This window comes from Laspinema palackyanum D2c (assembly GCF_025370875.1).
GTDB classification, from domain to species: Bacteria; Cyanobacteriota; Cyanobacteriia; order Cyanobacteriales; family Laspinemataceae; genus Laspinema; species Laspinema palackyanum.
Map to the genome: position 1 here is coordinate 116,047 of NZ_JAMXFD010000017.1, position 16,982 is coordinate 133,028.

Sequence of the window (16,982 nt, forward strand, 5' to 3'; positions counted from 1 at the left end):
TGAGTTAGTTCCGTTAGGCGATCGCATCCGACGGAGAGAACGACAAACCCGACCCTTCGATATCCCAAGAACAGCACAAGAGCATTCACGTTACGCGTCCGATTCTTGTTGGGCTTTAACCGGACGGGGTTTGGGCTTTGGCTTGCTTGGTTTGGCCTGCTTTTCCTTGGCCTTGGAGGGAGTGGCGTTTGACTTAGAGGGGTTGGCCTTCTTTTTTTTCTGCTTTTGGACGGTGGCTTTATCGTCGTTAGATGCCTTGAAAAACTTAGGCGCTTTCTCTAACGGTGGCGCGAGTAATGCCACAAACTCAAACCCGTCTTTTGCCGGGATAAACTTGGCTTTGAGTTGTAGAAACAGCGGACGACCTTGCTCCTCTTTTTCAAGTTTAGGATTGAATCGGAATGGCTTAAAGGGCGCGTCTTTCCATATCACCGGAATATGGGCCGCCTTCATGAAATTGACCTTTTTTTTAGCCGCAACTGTTTCATCTAATTTTTTCAAATTCTGGTGAATGGTTTCGTCAAAATTGCGGAACACCGAAATGACCGGAACGCGACAAACCGGAATAAATTGCCATAACCCCGACAACTTAAATTCAAAATCTTCTAGCTGCATGGAGATGGCGGACGAGGCTGGGTCTTTCTCGAACCCAACCAACTGAAAAGCAAGCTGATGGGGTTGGTCCGGCTTGGGGAAGTGCATCACCTTCGGATAGACAATCAGCCGTTGCGTGGCGATTCCCGACTGTTTTATCTCTAGTTTTAAGGCGACCATCGCCGACATTAACCGGGGCTTAAACAAGAGTCGATATTCCTTACCCCCCACCGTCACTGTGGACATAATACTATCATCCTCAAAGCTAACCTCACAGGGGAGGATGCCGACGGCTTGAAAAAAGGCGCTAGGGGTTTCCGGTTCCTGTTCCGTTGTTTCAGCCGCTTCTAACTCGGCTGGCGGTGGAGTTGGAGTTGGTTCAGTAATTTCTAAATTGGTTGGCGGTTGAGTTGTTTCAGCCGCTTCTAACTCGGCTGGCGGTGGAGTTGATTCAGCCGTTTCTAACTCGGCTGGAGTAGGTTCTAGTTTGGCTTTATCGGTCATTGTTCCGGCTGGTTTTTATCTGCTAATATGATAACTAAATTTGCCAGATTCAGTTAGGAATTACGGAAGTTTTTTAGTTGGTGTTTGTGTGGCTATGGTGCTGAGTCAGTAACCAGTCGCCTCTGTTGTCAAGCGTCTTATGTTGTCCTTTAATGTAGTCCTTTACCAGAGGAGTATGGAAATGTCTAAGTTTTGGCCCGCAATCTTGTCCGTGGCGATCGCCTTACCTGCTCAGGCCGATGTTCCCATTTCTCGGATTGTAAGCGAAGGGTTGGGGACCCACGGAATCAACCTGGGCAGCTTCAGTATGATTGTCCCCGGCGACCCCCAGACCCCGGCTTACGGGTCCGGTAGCCGACTCAGGCAATATCATATTCATGCGGCGAAAATGGTCGAGATTACGGCTTATTACTGTAACCAAAGTGATAAGCCACCTGAACAATTTGCCCGGTGGGACTACAGAACGGAAGTTACAGAGGAGACCATCGAACTCGATATCTCTTGTCCCCTAGCGCTTTCGATTGCCGAAACTTACGGTACTGGCAGAACCGAAAGCACCAACCTCACCCTAGAAATCCACCCCGGACCCGACGACCCCAGGGTCATCGAAAGCTATATACATAGGGTACAGTGGGTGGAGACCGTCGTTGAGGTCCCCACATTGCAAATCGTTGGCCCCAAAATCGACCAATGGCTGAACTATGTCGATAACGAACTGCTGCCGAATTAGCGTTAATTTGTGAGGTGACCGCTCCGCTTCGATTGGGGGTCAGTTCCAGCATAAAATGATGGCTTTTTTGAGCGATCGCCTATTCAACCCAACCCAAAACCCAACTTCTGCACCGCTGCCCGTTTCGTCTCTTCACCTCTGCGGTCATAGCGGGCCGTGGTTCCGATATTGCTATGTCCGACCAACTGCTGCACCGTCACGATATCCACTCCTTTATCTAGCAGATTACTGATAAACGTCCGCCGAAAGTCATGGGCCGAGAACGTTTCGAGTCCAGCCACCTTCCCCCATTCTTGCAACCGCAATGCGATCGCCTCGCTGGTAATCCTCCGGTCTGGGACAATCTCGCCCCACCATTGACAGGGGTAAAAAAGTGGCCCCGACCGTCGTCCCCGGAGCGCCACCCAGTTTTCCAGCAACTCCAATCCACCCGGAATCAGATAAGTTTGGCGGTATTTTTTCCCTTTGCCCTGGCGAACAAAAAGCCCGCCGGTGGTGAAATCGCAATCGCCGTAATCCAGCGCGGCAACTTCAGCCCGTCGTAGTCCCGCACAGAAACAGGCGATCGCCGCTGCATCCCGAGTCCCGATCGCCGTCTCTGATTCTTGGCACACTTTCAGCAGGGCTTTGATTTCCTCAGTCTTTAGCAGGCGGCCCCGTAACGGAGCATCCCCGGGAATCCGGTCAATGGATACCGCATCCTCATAGTCATCGGCATCTATCAGCCTCAACTTGCGGGCTGTTTTCAAAACTTGCCTGACTGCCGAGAGTTTCAAATTGGCGGTTGACGGCGGGTGAGTTTCGAGAAGAATTGCCCGGAGTGCTGCGGTGTGTTCGTAACGCAACTTGGACCAATCCAACGTCAGGCGATCGCACTGACCGGCACTCAAAACCCGAGCGCACCAATTCAAGTTATGACCCATCGTGCGGCGGCTACTTTCAGCAAGCTGACTGAGATAGACCGCAGCCGGGTGACGAGTTAAGGGCAACGGCTTCACCAGTGCCAACGGGTGCGGATGTTCGGCGGATTCTAGGCGTAATAAATTCATGGAGCCGCTCTCCCGAACGACTGGGGATATTCAAATCGTCGCATAGCCGGGAGGATTTTAGAGAAACTGCCATGCTCAGGTAAACGCTTATTTCCATAAGTCTGACCGACGCAAACCAGTCAACTAGACCATTCCAACGAATTGATGGTCGTGCTGTAAATGGGTTGGAAATGGCATGGAATTCGATGCCAAATCAGCGGCTATGATGAAGGAGTCAGGCACAACTACAGCACGGAGTCAGCATGACACCGCCAACTAGACGGATTGTGGGCTATTTGCCGGTGGAATACCACAACCGGCTTAGGCAGTACATGGAAGAACAGAACCTAGGCGAGAGTGCGGCCCTGGTCCAGATTTTGCGCGAGTTTTTTGATGGCAGACAGAAGAATCCCGAACTCGACGCACTCAAGTCCGAACTGGTCCAGTTAAAGCAACGGATGGCAGTGGTGGAAGCTGTGCTGAGTTCCGGTGGCAGAGGTGGCAGAGGACGGAGCCTTCCCCCGATGATGAGCGAACCGATTAAACCGAAAGCATTGACCACAGCAGAACTCGCCGAACGATTGAAGGTCACACCCCAGGAAGTTGACGAAGCGGTGATCCAGGGTGTCGAGCAATTCAAGAAGTGGAGCCGCAGTCGCGATCCAGCTTTGATTCGCTGGGAGAAACGGGGGGAATTATTTCACCAAGTGGAGCGGTGAGGCGGGGGGAAAAGGCGACTGCATAGCATTTCCTTGAGGAGAATCGCATCTGGACTCATCGTGCCAAACTGAAAAGATTTACAGATTACAAGTCAGTGTTGAGTCAGGCTTTTTGCGATCGCCTCCGGCATAGCTGGTGCTTACCGCCAAACATCTGCTTGAGGAGAATCACCTGTGAACGAACCCAGCCAAAGTGAAATGGTTTACAGTTTCTGAGGCTAGTGTTGCGAGGGGGGCGAGGTTCACAACAGCATTCTTTTCTTAGACTTAGTGGAGCCATTGTCAATCCTAGGACCGGGTGAACACAAGTCGGCTTATTTATAAGAGATGACTTTGACACAGGACTTGTGTTCACCCCACAAAAGCATTGTCCTGTCTGGATTGTAGCGATTTCATCTCGGTTGATAGCAACGCCTTGAGTTTATGCTCGAATCCGACAACCGCGACTAGATTGGTGCTTTTCTTGGAGCGATCGCTTTGGTGGTTGGTTGACCAGTCGCCTCGAAGGAAGGACTCACAAATAGGGGCTTTCTGTTTTGGGTCGGGGTCAGTTCGGTGCGGATGCCGTGAAAGTGCAAAGGATTTCAGGTTGTGGCAACGGGTGCGGATGAAGTCGGGAAGCAGCGGGGGGATGGCGAAATCTTGCCGCATCCACAAAGGGGCTAGTTTTTCCATTGAGTCAGGGTGAACACAAGTGGCTATTTTTATAGCAAAGGCAGATTTGACCTGACTTGTGTTCACCCTAGCAAAGTCTTACCCAGTCTCGATTAGAGCGATTTTGGTAGAGCAGGACGAGCGGAATGGGCGATCGGGTGCAACAGGCATCAAGGTTGTCCTTTTTAGGCGATCGGTCTCGGGCTAACTGGCCGATCGCAAGAAAGCATGAGCACGATTCCACTCAATCCCAAATAAGCCCCATGCTGAAACTGGAGGGGTCTTGTTGTGGTGGCGATCGGCACTGAGAATCTGGACGGATTGGCAAGTGGTTTATCGAAATAAGACTGAAATTGGGGGTCTAGCTTTGGTGGCGATTGCCTACGGCATAGCTCCGCTTACCGGCACTTCAAGCAGACTGTTGTTCGACCTTGAGCGCCTCAAGCAAGTTTTCGTCCGAATAGGATTTTTCCCAGTCGCCCTCTAGCTGAATCCGGACCGACTGAGCACCTCCATCCGGAGTGCAGACGACCCAATAAGCATCGCTGGCTCCTTTAACTTGAGCCGCTTCCCGGTTTTCTGGATTATCCGAAAGACCTGCATAAGCCTGAACACAACTCCAGGTGATTCCATCAGCATCCGTCACTTCTCTTGGCATTGTTTGATACTCCTCTTATTACTCCTAATCTAAGCCCCTTCGGTTTTTCATGCCTCTATCCCAATGTGGAAAAGCGATCGCCTATTCCACCCGCCGCAGTTCCCCCTCGACAAACTGCCAGCCGACCGGGGACCAGTTTTCCTCGGGTGCATCAGTGTAGAGATTATTGATGGGAGCCTCAATGTCCACGGGTGCGCCCAGTCCGAGGAAATCCTGAAACTGTCGGTTTTTTAGGTTAGGGTCTGGGTGGTAATCATGGCAAATCTCGCCCGTTGGTCCTGATGGATGGACCGTGCAAAAAAGGACATAGTGGTGAGCGTTGTATCGGCAGGAGTGGCATTCGGGGAGTTGGGGCATGGTTGCGATCGCCTGTTTAGTCGGGATTGATTAGGGGTTGATTCAATTTTGCCATTATCAATAACTGTCGGAAGTGACAGTTATTTCCCCCGACAGTCCCCTGGGGCCGTTGCAGGTTGTCTCCGGTGAGGGCGATCGGCTCAAGGGTAAAAGTCATCTGTCCCGCATCTAATTCTTATTTTTCTCTGAGAATGAGTAATTCATCGGATTGACAAAAATCTCCAGCCTCAACTAAAAAATTCGTTATTTTTAAACTTAACTATTTTCCTGGCAAGTTATCCGCAAACTACACACATACGAATAACTCATGTGTTCTAATTTAATTGGATCGAGAAAATCTTTTGCGTACTATCTTGCATAACAGGGTAACCCCTACAGTTATCGAGCTTAAAGGCCCACCAGCTTGGTTAAAATAGCTAATTTCATTTCGTACTAGCTATTTTGGAACCTATCCAAATAACCGGAGGACTAAAAATTATGTCAGACCCATCACAGTTTGGAATCGATTTGAATTCTATTCATTATCAAGCCGCAGGAAATAAAATTGTTTTGTCCAATAATGATGCTACATTCCAGTGTACAGAATTTGCTTATGGCCGTGCCATTGAAAAAGGGCTATTTCAAAACGAGCAAGGTTTTGGAGCGAACTGGTTTGGTCATGCTGGTCAATGGGACGATAATTTAGGAGAGTGGACCCGTCAACCACAAGTTAATAGTTTCGTTGTTTGGGACCCTTGGCAAGGGGGTTCTCAGGAGTGGGGTCATGTAGGGTTTGTAGAAGAAGTTCATCCAGATGGTTCATTTACCATTTCTGAAGCAAACTGGGATGGTAATTATTTCCACTCTCGCACCATTTCTCAAGGAAGCAATGCTTTTACTAACGCCAAGTTTGTACCTATTGTGACCTCCAACCAGCCAATAAGTGGTACTCCTACCTCCGGTAATGACAACATCACCGGAACAGCAGGTAACGATAACATTAACAGTTTAGCCGGGAATGACACGGTAACAGGAGGAGCGGGTAACGACACTCTCAACGGGGATAGTGGCAATGACATTCTCTATGGCAATGATGGAAATGATTTATTGTTGGGCGGGACCGAAAATGACACACTCATTGGTGGTGCAGGAAATGATATCCTAGATAGTTTTTACTATAATGACGTGAATGGAAACGGGGAAGTTGACTATCTGCGTGGTGATGAAGGTGCAGATACTTTTGTTATAGGCGATTACTACGGAAAGGGCTACATCGGTTCTAGTTGGGCTGTCATTGAAGACTTTACAAGCGAGCAAGGCGATAAAATCAAAGTCCAAGGAAGTACCAATCAATATGTCCTCCACTCTGGCAGTTCTTATGGTTATTCTGATAATGATACAGCCATTGTCTTAAGCAGCAATACTAATGAAGTTTTAGCTATTGCTTTAGGCGTATCGGCTTCTAGTGGTGCTATCCAGATTTCCAGAGATTTTATCGAAACTTGATGAACTTAAAGTGAAATCTACTTAATTAAAATGGGCTTTTGATGAATCAACCAAAGGCCCATTTTTAGTGGAGGTTCTAGCTTCGACAGTTATCGGATTCCTCTTAATGCGATCGCCACTACAACAGCATCAAAATTCATCAACTCCAATCCCGGCTTTCCTGGTGCAGCTTCCCCAGAATCAACCGAAACTCGACGGGACCGGCTAGGCCCATCCGAGGCAAAAACTCCCTAACTGCAAGGGTTTTGACTGGTGAGCAACTAAGGCAATCCGGTCAGAATCATCAAGGTCTAACTCGCGCCGTTGTGATCGCCCGCCACCGATTCCCCTAAAATCCTAAACTGCCAACTCTGGCACTTTGCCGCCACCGATTCCCCAAACTGTCAGCACCGGCAGTTTGTCCCCAGGAGGCAAAACTCAGGAGTTAACCGTTCGCGTAGCGTCTCGGAACGAGAATCGCCCGCCGCCGATTCCCCCAACTCCCAAACTGTCGGTTCCGGCACTTTGGACAAAGTTGCGGTAAGCGGAGCCATGCCGTAGGCTTATCGCCTCAACCGTTAACCGTCGCCGGTGGATTTTTCCAAACTGTCGGTTCCGACACTTTGGACAAAGTTGCGATCGCCCGAGGGTCTGCAACCAACTCACCCATTCACTAACACCGGCTGAATCCATCGCCATTCGCGCTGCTGCCGTCCCTCGCCAATCGCAACCCGTCGCCAGTGACCTCTCCGCCAGTGGGTCCGGGGTGTGGCATGAGTGGAGTGCGGCTGATGTGAGATACGTTCAATTTGGGGCTGAAACTGTTGCCCAATGATAAGCGGATTGAGCCGGTCTTTATCAGATTTCTTGCCACCAAACCCTTGGCCTTTGTTAGAGATGCGTACCGCGTTGGTGGGAGCCAGCAAATCATCGGGGCGGATTTGGAGGTAGAGGAGTGTTTGTAGGACAATTTTTTCGAGAGTAAGCTGGAACTGCTGTTCGAGGGTAAAGTCTGGGTTGCTGTCGGTGAAATGTTGAGTCCCCATTGAAAAGTTGCCCCGAACGAGTTCATCGCCGTTGATTTCGACAAGGCTGGCATAAGATGTGCCATTCCTGAGTACCGTAACCCAGCGCAACTTTTCGCATTCTACGGGCTGAAATTGAATGGTATGCAACCCAAAGCGCAACGTGGGCGGCACGCACCCTGGGGGCAGATGCTGGAAGAAAATCCAGTCACACGGTTCGCCATCGGGGTTGACGATTTTATCCCGGGGCAACATAATCATCCCAAACGGCGCACCTATCCGTAAATCAGCAATCCCTTTGGGTAGGTCAGACTCTTGAAACGCTTCAAACAAATTCTTATGCAGCCACCAGACGGGAAACGGATTGTGTGCGAGGGTCCAGGCCGAAGAAATCACCGCACTCCAAGCGAAATCGTCTAACATTCGTTGCGGTTCGAGCAACCCTCCCACGAAACCGGACTCCGCTGCCACCAAATTGTAGGCGAGGTTTTTAGCGGCAGTGGAAAACGGCTCGTAGCCATCCACCTTGCGATAGCGACGGTCTAGCTTTTGGAACCAATCCGAACGTTTGGCAATTTCTATGCCCTGGCGATGGATGGCTTTCGCTTCGGCTAATGTCTTGTTCATGGCAGCCAATGAATGAAACCAACCCGATTCTATCGCTTGGGCTGCCCCGAGAGCGCTTATCTGTTGTATCAAGACGTTGCAAATCCCTACAAGATTTTCAGGCAACTGTAGTACAATAAATGAAACGGGCGTGGGATGCGCGAACACCCCAAACCCTATGCCAACCCCTGATGAGACCAGGAGCCGACATCGTGAATAATACCGTTTTTTCGGACCTTTTTGGGTCTGCACGGCTAGTTTTATGCCCTGAACTTGCCGCGACATTAGCCAGCCTTGATGACTTCAAGTACAAAACTTGGGCTGTGGACATGGCGCTAGTCCTGCAACAGCTAGATTTCTGGATGAAGGGCACCTCCGGCGAAACCGACAACGAAGGTCGCCGCTGGGTTCACAATTCTTTACAAACCTGGCAACAACAATTCCCCTGGATGAGCATCTGGGGAGTCCGTCAGGCCCTGGAAAAACTCCGCGAGTTGGGCCTTGTTTTGTTCGAGAAACGCAAGAAACAGCAGTGGTGGCACCGGGGTTGGTATTCCCTGGACTACGAGGCCCTGCAACGGCTGAAACCCTTGCCAGACTCGATGTGTGAGTCTGCACATATCCATGAGAGTGCTAACCCGCATATCGATATGCGGGATAGTCACACATCGAAACAGAAGACATCATTACAAAAGAGTCATCCCACCAAAGAGGGTTGGCCCTCTCTCCCGGAAGAAGAAGAGACCCCCAGGAAATCTCTGGTAACCCCCAGCATTGAAACCAAATCCCTGGCTACGCAACACACTCCGGTTGAGGCAAATGTTCCGCCGGTTGCAAATCATAAACCTGAAACGAATTCTCCCGCATCGGTGCAGACGGTGGCGGTGAGTGTGGTAGCGCGACCTGCTTCAAACAACCTCACCCAGGAAGTCAAGGACAGGCTGGCGGCCTGTCAGATTCCGCTGGATAAGAAAGTAGTGGGAGACATCGAGGAGCACCATCTCAGCCAGGTGCGTGGGGCGTTGGCTCATGTGGAAGCGACTTGGGAATCGATTGATAACCCGCGTGGTGTGTTCTTGTTCCAACTGCCGAAACAGCCAGTGGAGCCGTTAGGGACGCGCCTGCCGGTTTATAGCGCCCAGGATGCACCGGGAACCGAGGTGGAAGCATCTGCACCACCGGCGGGGTTTTTCGACTCGCTGCGTTCGAGGTTTGGGCGGAGATAGCCGTGCCGTTGACTTGATGCGATCGCGAAGCGTCTCCTTAAGGAGAATCGCCCACGGGAGGGAACGAATCAATCGAGTTTTTGGCAGGTGCTGGAGAATTTGACGATGAGATTTGCAGGAGGAACTGAGTTGGTTCCGCTAGAATCTGGCCCGGTCCGTCCTGCTTTGTCTTGGGATGGAACGGGTCAAATCCAATCCGAATGACCTGAGCCACCGACCGAACCGGGTCCGTCTCCGCGTGGTACGGCAAGGGCCGCTATCCCGAATTGCGATCGCCACTTCTCTCTAACTTCCGCTGCTTTGGTCCCACGGGCAAAAGTTCATTCGCAGCTTTGGATTACCCTGTTGCTACGGATGTCCTTTTTAGCCATTTGCATGAAAAGTCCAGACAGCAAGCGATGTAGTTGAAAATCACGGGGAAACAGCTAGGAAAATTTAGGGAGGGCGGAGGTGCGATCGCCTCCTTGGAGTAACCAACTTGGGCCCAATGAAACCTTACCGGGTGAGTCTAGTTGCTTTGTCCTGGGCTGCCAATGGTTTGGTCTGAGTGAGTCTTGCTACCGACTGAACCAGGTCAGTCTTTGTGGATGGCGATGGGTCACCATCCAGGGAAGTTTTGCCAGAGATAGCCCGAGTGAAACTGGTGAGCGCTGACCACGGACTCAATCCCACCGGGCTGGGTAAGTTAGTCTCCTCCCGATGCGATCGCCATCGGTCAATTCCCAACTGGCAAGGCTTTATCGTTATTTTGATGGTAATAAACGAAGGAACCCCATGAAGTGTGACTTTTGCGATAACCCTGCCCCCCTCTTGTGCGACGGCGAGAATTGCGACCGGCCCATCTGCCGACTCCATGCTCGTCAACTGTGGTTTTATGTAGTTTGTCGCGGACATGGCGGGGATACCGTGGATGTCTGCCCGGATTGCGAGGCGACCAAAAATCATTGGCAGTTGCGGATATCCAGTCGGTCGGATTGAGGACGAGTTCCGTTGCGGTAAGCGCCAGCTATGCCGTAGGCTATCGCCACGATTGAAGTTAGCTGGAAGGATGCGATCGTAACTGCCAGATTCATCCTGTTTGATTCGTGCCAGATTCGTATGAGAGGCGCGCCTGTTTGGTTCGTGCCAACGCTGCAATCGCCATTGTCGGATTCAGCCGGTTCGATTCCTGCAAAAGATGCGATCGCCACTATCGGATTCAGCCGGTTTCATACTGCCAACAATGCGATCGCCCCCAGTGGAGTCAGCCTACTCGATTCCTACGATGCGATCGCCAGCATCGAAGGCAAACCTGTTCAGTTCCGTGACAAGGATGCAATCACCGCTCTCGAATCCAAGCTGTTCGATTCCTACGATGCGATCGCCAGCACCAAAGTCAGCTAGTTGCTGTTCGTACCGGATTCGCCATTGTCGGATTCAGTCTGCTCGGTTCGTCCTTGCCTTTGATGCGATCGCCATGAACAGATTCAGCCTGTTGAATTCCTGGAATGCGATCGCCCTGACCTGCTTCAGTCGGTTAGAGATGCGATCGCCCCGACCGGATTCAGCGTTTTGGATTCCTGGTGCCGCACAGCGCAGCTAGGCCCAACGGCTTATCGCTCCAATCGAACGCCAAATCATTGAATCCACTCCCAACAGGTGATTCTAGTGAAGAGACGCTCCGCGATCAGTTATCAGAATGCAGATGAAATCCTCTAGGATCACCTAGGGTAATCTGAGGCAAAAAGTCCCAATTGGCAAGGGTTGTGGCTGCGGATCACCCTGGGGGATTTGGTTGGAAACATCAAGGTCTGACTTGTGCTGGTTGGGTAAGGGCAGCCATGCCTAGTTGAGATCGCCTCGCGCAATAACGGTCACTTCCCTTCAGTTATCCGATTCACGCCGGTGCGGATTCCAGGCAATCGCCACTGTCGGAGCCTGTCTGCTTGGTTCGTGCGAAGGATGCGGTAAGCGAAGCTATGCCGTAGGCTTATGGCCACAGTCGGAGTCAACAGCTTGGATTCCTGCGGTGCGATCGCCACTGTCGGATTCAGCCCGTTCGGTTCTTGCCAGCGATGCGATCGCACTACCGGACCCAACCTATTTCTTTCCTGGACTCGCCACCACCACAGCCAACGGATTCAACTCGCCATCAACTTAGGAAACCGCTCCTGCAAAGACTGACTGAAATAATACTGACACCAAAACTCCGCAATATCGAGCAATTGGGGCCGAGACTTAGGGATTAACCCGGTGCCGCAACTGGGTTCATAGCGTTCGGCATATTGTTTAGCCAGTTGGTAGCCATAGTACGGATAGTCTGTCTGCACAAAACATTGTATAGCATAATCAATCTGGAGCAGGTTACCGCTGCGGACGAAATGCACTGTCGTTCCCCATTGGAAATTACGGTGGTCGTCGCCCTGGAATGAGTCTATCTGCTTGCGAAGGGCTTGCAAGGATTGTTGACTATCGGGTTCATCGGCCATCGCTCGTTTCATCAGGGCAATCGCTTCAGCCACTATTTGCTGATGCGCGTCCCATTCCGTTGGCTCGAAATAATCGGGAGCCGGAGCCTCACTCATGGATTGCTGCACCCGCTGGGCAATATGGAGGGCAAACTGTTGGGCTGTTTTGCGATTTCGGCACAGACTCTTGACGCTGGTCAGTCGCGTGATGGGGAAATATCGGCTCGTCCCTGCTTCGAGTTCGTTGGCCGTGTTCAGCCATCTTTTCAGGATGTTGGCAATTTTGGTATCCTCGGAGGTGCTCATCAGTTTGTTGCTGGAAGGGTGCGTTTTCTGGGTCGATAGGATGAGTTTAGCAGTTGCCGGATGCAGCCGAAGTGGTCGCCAAGTTTTTGCTAGGATGAGTCACCGGGAATGCGATTGGTTAATAGTAATTTCTAAGCGGCATTGGTAATTCGGTGGATGCCAGTTGGGATTGACTGGGGCCGAGTTAGCCCACACGGAACCCGCCGCCCAAACTGTAACACTTTTCAGCTAGGCTCAAGATAAATAGAATTGCCTGCATTGCTAATGAACAACTTTAGAATTCGCCTGACCCTAGACCCTAACGATTTTTTCCCGACTCAAGCCGGAATATTTGACGACAAAGCCAGCGACAAAATCCGGTTAAAAGTGCCGGTTGACTCTCCCTGGGGTCAAACATGGAAGCTGGTCCCCCTCCCAGAAAAGGGCAAAAGCCGAAGTGGAGCGGTCTATCTCAAGCGCATCACCTTCAAGCTGTTTCCCCTAGAGGAAGGCGAAGACTATGTGGATGTGCGGTTGGTGCGCGAACACTTAAAAGGCGAGATTTTTGATTCCCTCAAACCAACAATCCGCTGTTGGTGCGTCTGGGTCAAACCACCACAACAGCAGCTAGTTTACTCGATTTACCGGAAATAATGTGCTATATTTGCACGAGTTGTGTCTGTGTCTAGGCAGTTACAGGTAAATCCCCACAGTGGTTCAAGTCAATGCCGTAGAGCGAGGTAGTGGCACATTTCCCAACAGATGAGGTCTAGGTCAGTCAAAGAGATGGCAAATTCGCAGCAGATTGAAATAATCAGACAAGGCGTGGAAACCTGGAATCAGTGGCGCAACGAGAATTCCGCCATCGAAGTGGACCTGAGCGAAGCCGACCTCGGTGGAGCCGACCTCAGCCATGCCAACCTCGAAGAAGCCGAACTCATCGAAGCCAATTTAGTCGGGGCCAATTTAGTTAGCGCCAACCTCAGTCGCGCCAACCTCCGGGAAGCTGACTTGAGCCATGCCAAACTAACACAAGCCAATCTCAGCGATGTCTATTTGTTTGCTGGATTCCTCAGAAGTGCCAACCTCCAGCGCGCCAACCTCGTCAATGCTAACTTGATAGGGGCCAACTTGATAGAAGCTGACTTGAGTGAAGCCGAACTGACTACGGCTAACCTCAGTGGCGCTTTCTTCCGTAAAGCCAAGCTCAACGGGGCCAACCTCAGCAAAGCCCAACTGGTTCAAGCCAACCTAGACTATGCTGAACTGATTGGCGCTTGTCTGGTCGGGGCTAGGCTGATTGAGGCAGACTTGAGCCATGCCAACCTCACCGATGCAAATGCCCTGGCTGCTAATTTCCAGGATGCGGTAATGACGGGCGCTTGTTTGGACGGATGGCAGACGAATCGCTATACTAACCTGAACTTTGCTTTCTCTTGATGGGATGCCCAGAGTTCCCCCCGCCGGTGATGGCAGATGCGTCCAACATGATGCGATCGCCAGTGCTGAGTCAGGACCCGGACTGCCGCCGCGCAATTTCTTTGCCGGTGATGCAGTAGGCTCCACCATCGGCAAGCTCAGTGGGATGGGTGGGGTTGGAATATGATTGGTTGCGTTGGCGATCGCACCTTCTGGGAGTCAGCCCGAGCCGATGAAAGTTTACAATGATTTTGCTAATCCGATTGACGAGTGCATTCCCGAAATTTCATGGACAGTTTTCGAGTTAACTTGACCTTGGACCCTCAAGATTTCCTGCCGATTCAGCCGGGACAATTTGCCGACAAAGCCAGCGACAAAATCCGGCTCAAGTCTCCGGTTGAATTGCCTTGGGGTCAAGTTTGGAAACTCGTCCCGATGACCGAGAAGGGCCGGACCCGAGGTGGCTTGATTTATCTCAAACGGCTCACTTTCAAGCTGTTTCCCCTTGAAGAAAGCAAGGACTATCTTGATGTCGAACTGCGGCGGGAACGGTGGAAGGGTGATATTTTCGACTCCCTCGACCCCACGATTCGCTGTTGGTGCGTCTGGGTGGAGCCACCGCAGAACCAGTTGATTTATTCGATTTCTCGTCCATGAAATGCGATCGCCTTCATGCTCCAAATGGATGGCCCCATTGCGCTCGATTCTCCTTATTAAATGGCGAACTCCACTTGTTAATCAGTCGAAATTCCATCTTCTGTCTGAGCCTAGTTTGCGTTGGCACTCCCCACTCAAACGCTAACACAGGCGACACTTCTAAGTTATGTTTGCGATTGAGTTGGATGTACTTGCTCAAATATTCTTGACAATGGTGACCCGCTTTCCAGCGTTTGTTCGAGTGGACTGTTTCGCCGATGTAGAGAATCAAGGGAAGGCAAGTGTCAATCAAAAAATACAAACATGGCTCACCATTTTCGGCAAGTCTCATCTGAGCTAAATCATAGAAGCGAGTGGGATGTTGTTGCAGGGAAAATGGGTCGATTAGTTCGGGGTCAAACTGGTTTACCCCCGTGTCGAAGAGGGTCGGTTGTTGCGGATAATTCTGCCGAGTTTCTTCCTGATGTCGAGCGATTTTTCGCTTCCATTGGATGAATTGGTCCCGGTCCATCTCTAGTCTGTCCGGTCGGCTGGTGGTGCTATCCATGTCGAAGAAACTGAGTTGTTCGTCCATGATTTACGTTCTAGTCGGCACTTCCATTTTCCTTGATTTGGCCCATAAAATCTAGTAGTTGCTACGAATGTAGGTTTTAACCAAATGGAGGTAAACTCTACAGGTTAAGGAGTTTTAGCTGAATTAGTCGTCTAGCTAGAGGCAATCGCCAAGTTTTTAGAACCAATTTCCAATCGGTTCGGAACAATCGTCTCTCCATTCATACGATGATTCAGCAAGTCACTTAGTGCAGGGAAGCCAATGCCACACCCACGGCTTCATCCAAAGGCAGGATTGCCAGCTCACCGCCGATATTGGTAACCGCCATAATCGCAAAATCTCGCTGGGGTGCCATCCAAACTACGGCATAATTTAAGGTGTTGGTGCCATTATGCCAGAGGACGCGGCCACCGCCCCAGTCCCGTTCGAGTGCGACCCACCCGAATGCGTAGCTGCCCGGTGCTGAATCTTGCGGACTCTCACCAACAGGGGTATGCAGTTTTTGGAGCGTTTCTGGTTTTAGCAAAGTCGAGTTGCCTCGTTCCCCTTGCAGATGCAGCGCGATAAACTTGCCCCAGTCCGCCAGGGAACAGTGTACGAGACCTGCGGGGGCAAGCAACGGGGGATTATCGTTCTCGGGTTCGGGGGAAATGGCCTCAATCTGACCGTTTTCTAAAATATGCTGCCAGGGTTGGTCGATTTGGCCGGGAGTTCCCATTGGCCCAAAGCCCGCCGTCGTCATCCCCAAGGGTTGAAAGAGTTGCTGGGTGATGAGGTCCTCCCAGGATGCACCCAGCGCTTGTTCGGCCATAGCCGCAGCGACCACATAGCCCATGTTGGAATAGTGGAACTCACCGATTGCAAATAGGGGCGGTTGTTGCAAGGCTAATGTGAGATAAGTATAGCGCTGCTGCTGAATCGAACCGGGTAAGTCAAGCATTTCTAAGGTCATTTTTCCCGGCAACCAAGGTTGGTGCGGTTCAGGGAATCCACCTTGATGGGACAACAGTTGTTCGAGGGTCACGCTGCGATAAACCGGCAACATTTCCAGACGCGGAAAGGCTTCAGCTAAGGTAGTTTGCCATTCTAACTGGCCTGCTTCGACCAATCTGCCGAGCAACGTGGCGGTCATCGCTTTGGTACAGGAACCCAGATGGAACCGATCGCCAATGGTCACGGGAATGCCGCTGCCATATTTACGCTCACCCACCGCACCGATTGCGCTCATCCCTTCGCTGGTGACGATGGCCGCTGCTAAAGCTGGTAATGGGTGGGTCTGTTGAATCGGTTCTAGGATTGAGTTTAGATTTTTCAGGGCTTTGAGTTCCTGCAAATTTAGAAAACTTGATAACTCGCCTACGGTTTCGAGAACGAAAAAGTCTGGACGGCGAACACTCTTCCGCTGAAGGGTTCGGTCATGATTCCGTAACCAAAATATCTATATTCTGGCTTTAACAAGTTGGAACGGTGACCGGGACTGTACATCCAGCCTTTCTGGAAATCTTCAATCAATCTGTAGTTTACCATGACACTGGCAGACCCTGATTGTTTGGCAATATTTTCTCCCGCTTGACCTTTTCCTCCAACTTCGATTAAGCGATGGGTTGGGGTGTGACCTTCGGGACTATAATGTGAAAAATAGTTGCGAATGAACATATCCTGGGCATGAATTTGAGCCGCTTGCGAGAGTAACGGATCCGCAACGAGCGGGGGTAATCCATTCACTTGCCGATCGCGGTTGACCAGTTGCAGCGCCAAGTCTCTGGTTTGCATCAGGGTTCTGGACTGGTAAGCATCGAAGGGGCTAAGTTGAGACTTGCCAATCTTCCAGTCATATCCACCGGGTCCATTGTCTAAAAAAACAAAGTCTTTGACCTGCACTAAAAAGATACTGGCAAACAAAAGTCCAACCACCAAATGTTTGCTGTTGTAGCGTTTTTTCGGATAAATGGTTGGCCTATATTTGTTCCGTCTTTTGAATCCCACATTCCGCAGGTTGAATCAAGTCAGTAAATAATATTTCTGGCAGGAGGCCCCTAGGAACTGAAGGATCCAT

The 16,982-nt window shown here is 50.9% G+C and carries 25 protein-coding genes; 11 read left to right on the plus strand and 14 right to left on the minus strand.

Translation table 11 applies throughout. The annotated features are described in order from the left end of the window. Positions 1–90 precede the first annotated feature (90 nt). A complete protein-coding gene (locus NG795_RS18990; RefSeq protein ID WP_367290216.1) occupies positions 91–1,098 on the minus strand; it encodes a hypothetical protein in 1,008 nt (335 codons plus the stop codon). Positions 1,099–1,279: 181 nt separating this feature from the next. Here NG795_RS18990 and NG795_RS18995 point away from each other — a divergent pair, with 181 nt between their 5' ends. Continuing rightward, the gene (locus NG795_RS18995; RefSeq protein WP_367290217.1) at positions 1,280–1,828 is read left to right on the plus strand and encodes a hypothetical protein; all 549 of its coding nucleotides are present in this window, start codon (positions 1,280–1,282) and stop codon (positions 1,826–1,828) included. 83 nt (positions 1,829–1,911) lie between these two features. Here the strand turns inward: NG795_RS18995 and NG795_RS19000 are convergent, their stop codons facing one another. Then, entirely contained in the window at positions 1,912–2,877 is a 966-nt protein-coding gene (locus tag NG795_RS19000; RefSeq protein WP_367290218.1) for a tyrosine-type recombinase/integrase, read from the minus strand. Positions 2,878–3,119: 242 nt separating this feature from the next. Between NG795_RS19000 and NG795_RS19005 the strand changes: the two genes are divergently transcribed. Next, entirely contained in the window at positions 3,120–3,575 is a 456-nt protein-coding gene (locus NG795_RS19005) for a hypothetical protein (protein WP_367290219.1), read from the plus strand. A gap of 351 nt (positions 3,576–3,926) precedes the next feature. Here NG795_RS19005 and NG795_RS19010 read toward each other — a convergent pair whose 3' ends face one another. From NG795_RS19010 to NG795_RS19025, 4 genes are all read right to left on the minus strand, one after another. Further along, a complete protein-coding gene (locus tag NG795_RS19010) occupies positions 3,927–4,250 on the minus strand; it encodes a hypothetical protein (protein ID WP_367290220.1) in 324 nt (107 codons plus the stop codon). Positions 4,251–4,638: 388 nt separating this feature from the next. Then, positions 4,639–4,887: a hypothetical protein gene (locus tag NG795_RS19015; protein ID WP_367290221.1), complete on the minus strand. Its 249-nt coding sequence runs from the start codon at positions 4,885–4,887 to the stop codon at positions 4,639–4,641. An 81-nt stretch (positions 4,888–4,968) separates the two neighbouring features. Next, on the minus strand, positions 4,969–5,244 hold the full coding sequence (locus tag NG795_RS19020; protein WP_367290222.1) for a hypothetical protein: 276 nt from the start codon (positions 5,242–5,244) through the stop codon (positions 4,969–4,971). Between the two features lie 16 nt (positions 5,245–5,260). Next, on the minus strand, positions 5,261–5,401 hold the full coding sequence (locus NG795_RS19025; RefSeq protein ID WP_367290223.1) for a hypothetical protein: 141 nt from the start codon (positions 5,399–5,401) through the stop codon (positions 5,261–5,263). A gap of 320 nt (positions 5,402–5,721) precedes the next feature. On the opposite strand from NG795_RS19025, the gene NG795_RS19030 reads away from it, so the two are divergent. Beyond that, positions 5,722–6,729, plus strand: coding sequence for a CHAP domain-containing protein (locus NG795_RS19030; RefSeq protein WP_367290224.1), 1,008 nt, complete (start codon positions 5,722–5,724; stop codon positions 6,727–6,729). A 417-nt stretch (positions 6,730–7,146) separates the two neighbouring features. Here NG795_RS19030 and NG795_RS19035 read toward each other — a convergent pair whose 3' ends face one another. Then, a complete protein-coding gene (locus tag NG795_RS19035; protein ID WP_367290225.1) occupies positions 7,147–7,407 on the minus strand; it encodes a hypothetical protein in 261 nt (86 codons plus the stop codon). Beyond that, positions 7,371–8,360 (minus strand): AcrVA2 family anti-CRISPR protein, encoded by a 990-nt coding sequence (locus NG795_RS19040; protein WP_367290226.1) that lies wholly within the window; start codon positions 8,358–8,360, stop codon positions 7,371–7,373. The genes NG795_RS19035 and NG795_RS19040 overlap by 37 nt, the downstream gene beginning before the upstream one ends. A 191-nt stretch (positions 8,361–8,551) precedes the next feature. Here NG795_RS19040 and NG795_RS19045 point away from each other — a divergent pair, with 191 nt between their 5' ends. Then, positions 8,552–9,565: a hypothetical protein gene (locus tag NG795_RS19045; RefSeq protein WP_367290227.1), complete on the plus strand. Its 1,014-nt coding sequence runs from the start codon at positions 8,552–8,554 to the stop codon at positions 9,563–9,565. Positions 9,566–10,208: 643 nt separating this feature from the next. After that, the gene (locus NG795_RS19050; protein ID WP_367290228.1) at positions 10,209–10,343 is read left to right on the plus strand and encodes a hypothetical protein; all 135 of its coding nucleotides are present in this window, start codon (positions 10,209–10,211) and stop codon (positions 10,341–10,343) included. Between the two features lie 163 nt (positions 10,344–10,506). On the opposite strand, the gene NG795_RS19055 is transcribed toward NG795_RS19050, so the two are convergent. Further along, positions 10,507–10,638, minus strand: a complete 132-nt coding sequence (locus NG795_RS19055) for a hypothetical protein (protein WP_367290229.1) — start codon at positions 10,636–10,638, stop codon at positions 10,507–10,509. 49 nt (positions 10,639–10,687) lie between these two features. Here NG795_RS19055 and NG795_RS19060 point away from each other — a divergent pair, with 49 nt between their 5' ends. Next, entirely contained in the window at positions 10,688–10,948 is a 261-nt protein-coding gene (locus NG795_RS19060) for a hypothetical protein (protein WP_367290230.1), read from the plus strand. 73 nt (positions 10,949–11,021) lie between these two features. Continuing rightward, positions 11,022–11,147: a hypothetical protein gene (locus NG795_RS19065; protein ID WP_367290231.1), complete on the plus strand. Its 126-nt coding sequence runs from the start codon at positions 11,022–11,024 to the stop codon at positions 11,145–11,147. Positions 11,148–11,418: 271 nt separating this feature from the next. Here the strand turns inward: NG795_RS19065 and NG795_RS19070 are convergent, their stop codons facing one another. Together NG795_RS19070 and NG795_RS19075 are read right to left on the minus strand one after the other, a co-directional pair. Beyond that, positions 11,419–11,643: a hypothetical protein gene (locus NG795_RS19070; protein ID WP_367290232.1), complete on the minus strand. Its 225-nt coding sequence runs from the start codon at positions 11,641–11,643 to the stop codon at positions 11,419–11,421. 42 nt (positions 11,644–11,685) lie between these two features. Then, positions 11,686–12,318, minus strand: coding sequence for a hypothetical protein (locus NG795_RS19075; protein WP_367290233.1), 633 nt, complete (start codon positions 12,316–12,318; stop codon positions 11,686–11,688). A 264-nt stretch (positions 12,319–12,582) separates the two neighbouring features. Here NG795_RS19075 and NG795_RS19080 point away from each other — a divergent pair, with 264 nt between their 5' ends. The 4 genes from NG795_RS19080 (at position 12,583) to NG795_RS19095 (ending at position 14,373) form a co-directional block, all read left to right on the plus strand. After that, on the plus strand, positions 12,583–12,951 hold the full coding sequence (locus tag NG795_RS19080; RefSeq protein ID WP_367290234.1) for a hypothetical protein: 369 nt from the start codon (positions 12,583–12,585) through the stop codon (positions 12,949–12,951). Positions 12,952–13,083: 132 nt separating this feature from the next. Beyond that, positions 13,084–13,737, plus strand: a complete 654-nt coding sequence (locus NG795_RS19085) for a pentapeptide repeat-containing protein (RefSeq protein WP_367290235.1) — start codon at positions 13,084–13,086, stop codon at positions 13,735–13,737. Next, positions 13,724–13,903 (plus strand): hypothetical protein, encoded by a 180-nt coding sequence (locus tag NG795_RS19090; protein WP_367290236.1) that lies wholly within the window; start codon positions 13,724–13,726, stop codon positions 13,901–13,903. Before NG795_RS19085 ends, NG795_RS19090 begins: the two co-directional genes overlap by 14 nt. Before the next feature lie 101 nt (positions 13,904–14,004). After that, positions 14,005–14,373: a hypothetical protein gene (locus NG795_RS19095; protein WP_367290237.1), complete on the plus strand. Its 369-nt coding sequence runs from the start codon at positions 14,005–14,007 to the stop codon at positions 14,371–14,373. 13 nt (positions 14,374–14,386) lie between these two features. Here NG795_RS19095 and NG795_RS19100 read toward each other — a convergent pair whose 3' ends face one another. From NG795_RS19100 to NG795_RS19110, 3 genes are all read right to left on the minus strand, one after another. Next, positions 14,387–14,947: a hypothetical protein gene (locus tag NG795_RS19100; protein WP_367290238.1), complete on the minus strand. Its 561-nt coding sequence runs from the start codon at positions 14,945–14,947 to the stop codon at positions 14,387–14,389. A gap of 223 nt (positions 14,948–15,170) precedes the next feature. Then, positions 15,171–16,259, minus strand: a complete 1,089-nt coding sequence (locus NG795_RS19105; protein WP_367290239.1) for a serine hydrolase domain-containing protein — start codon at positions 16,257–16,259, stop codon at positions 15,171–15,173. 23 nt (positions 16,260–16,282) lie between these two features. Beyond that, positions 16,283–16,840, minus strand: a complete 558-nt coding sequence (locus tag NG795_RS19110) for a CAP domain-containing protein (RefSeq protein WP_367290240.1) — start codon at positions 16,838–16,840, stop codon at positions 16,283–16,285. Between the last annotated feature and the right edge of the window lie 142 nt (positions 16,841–16,982).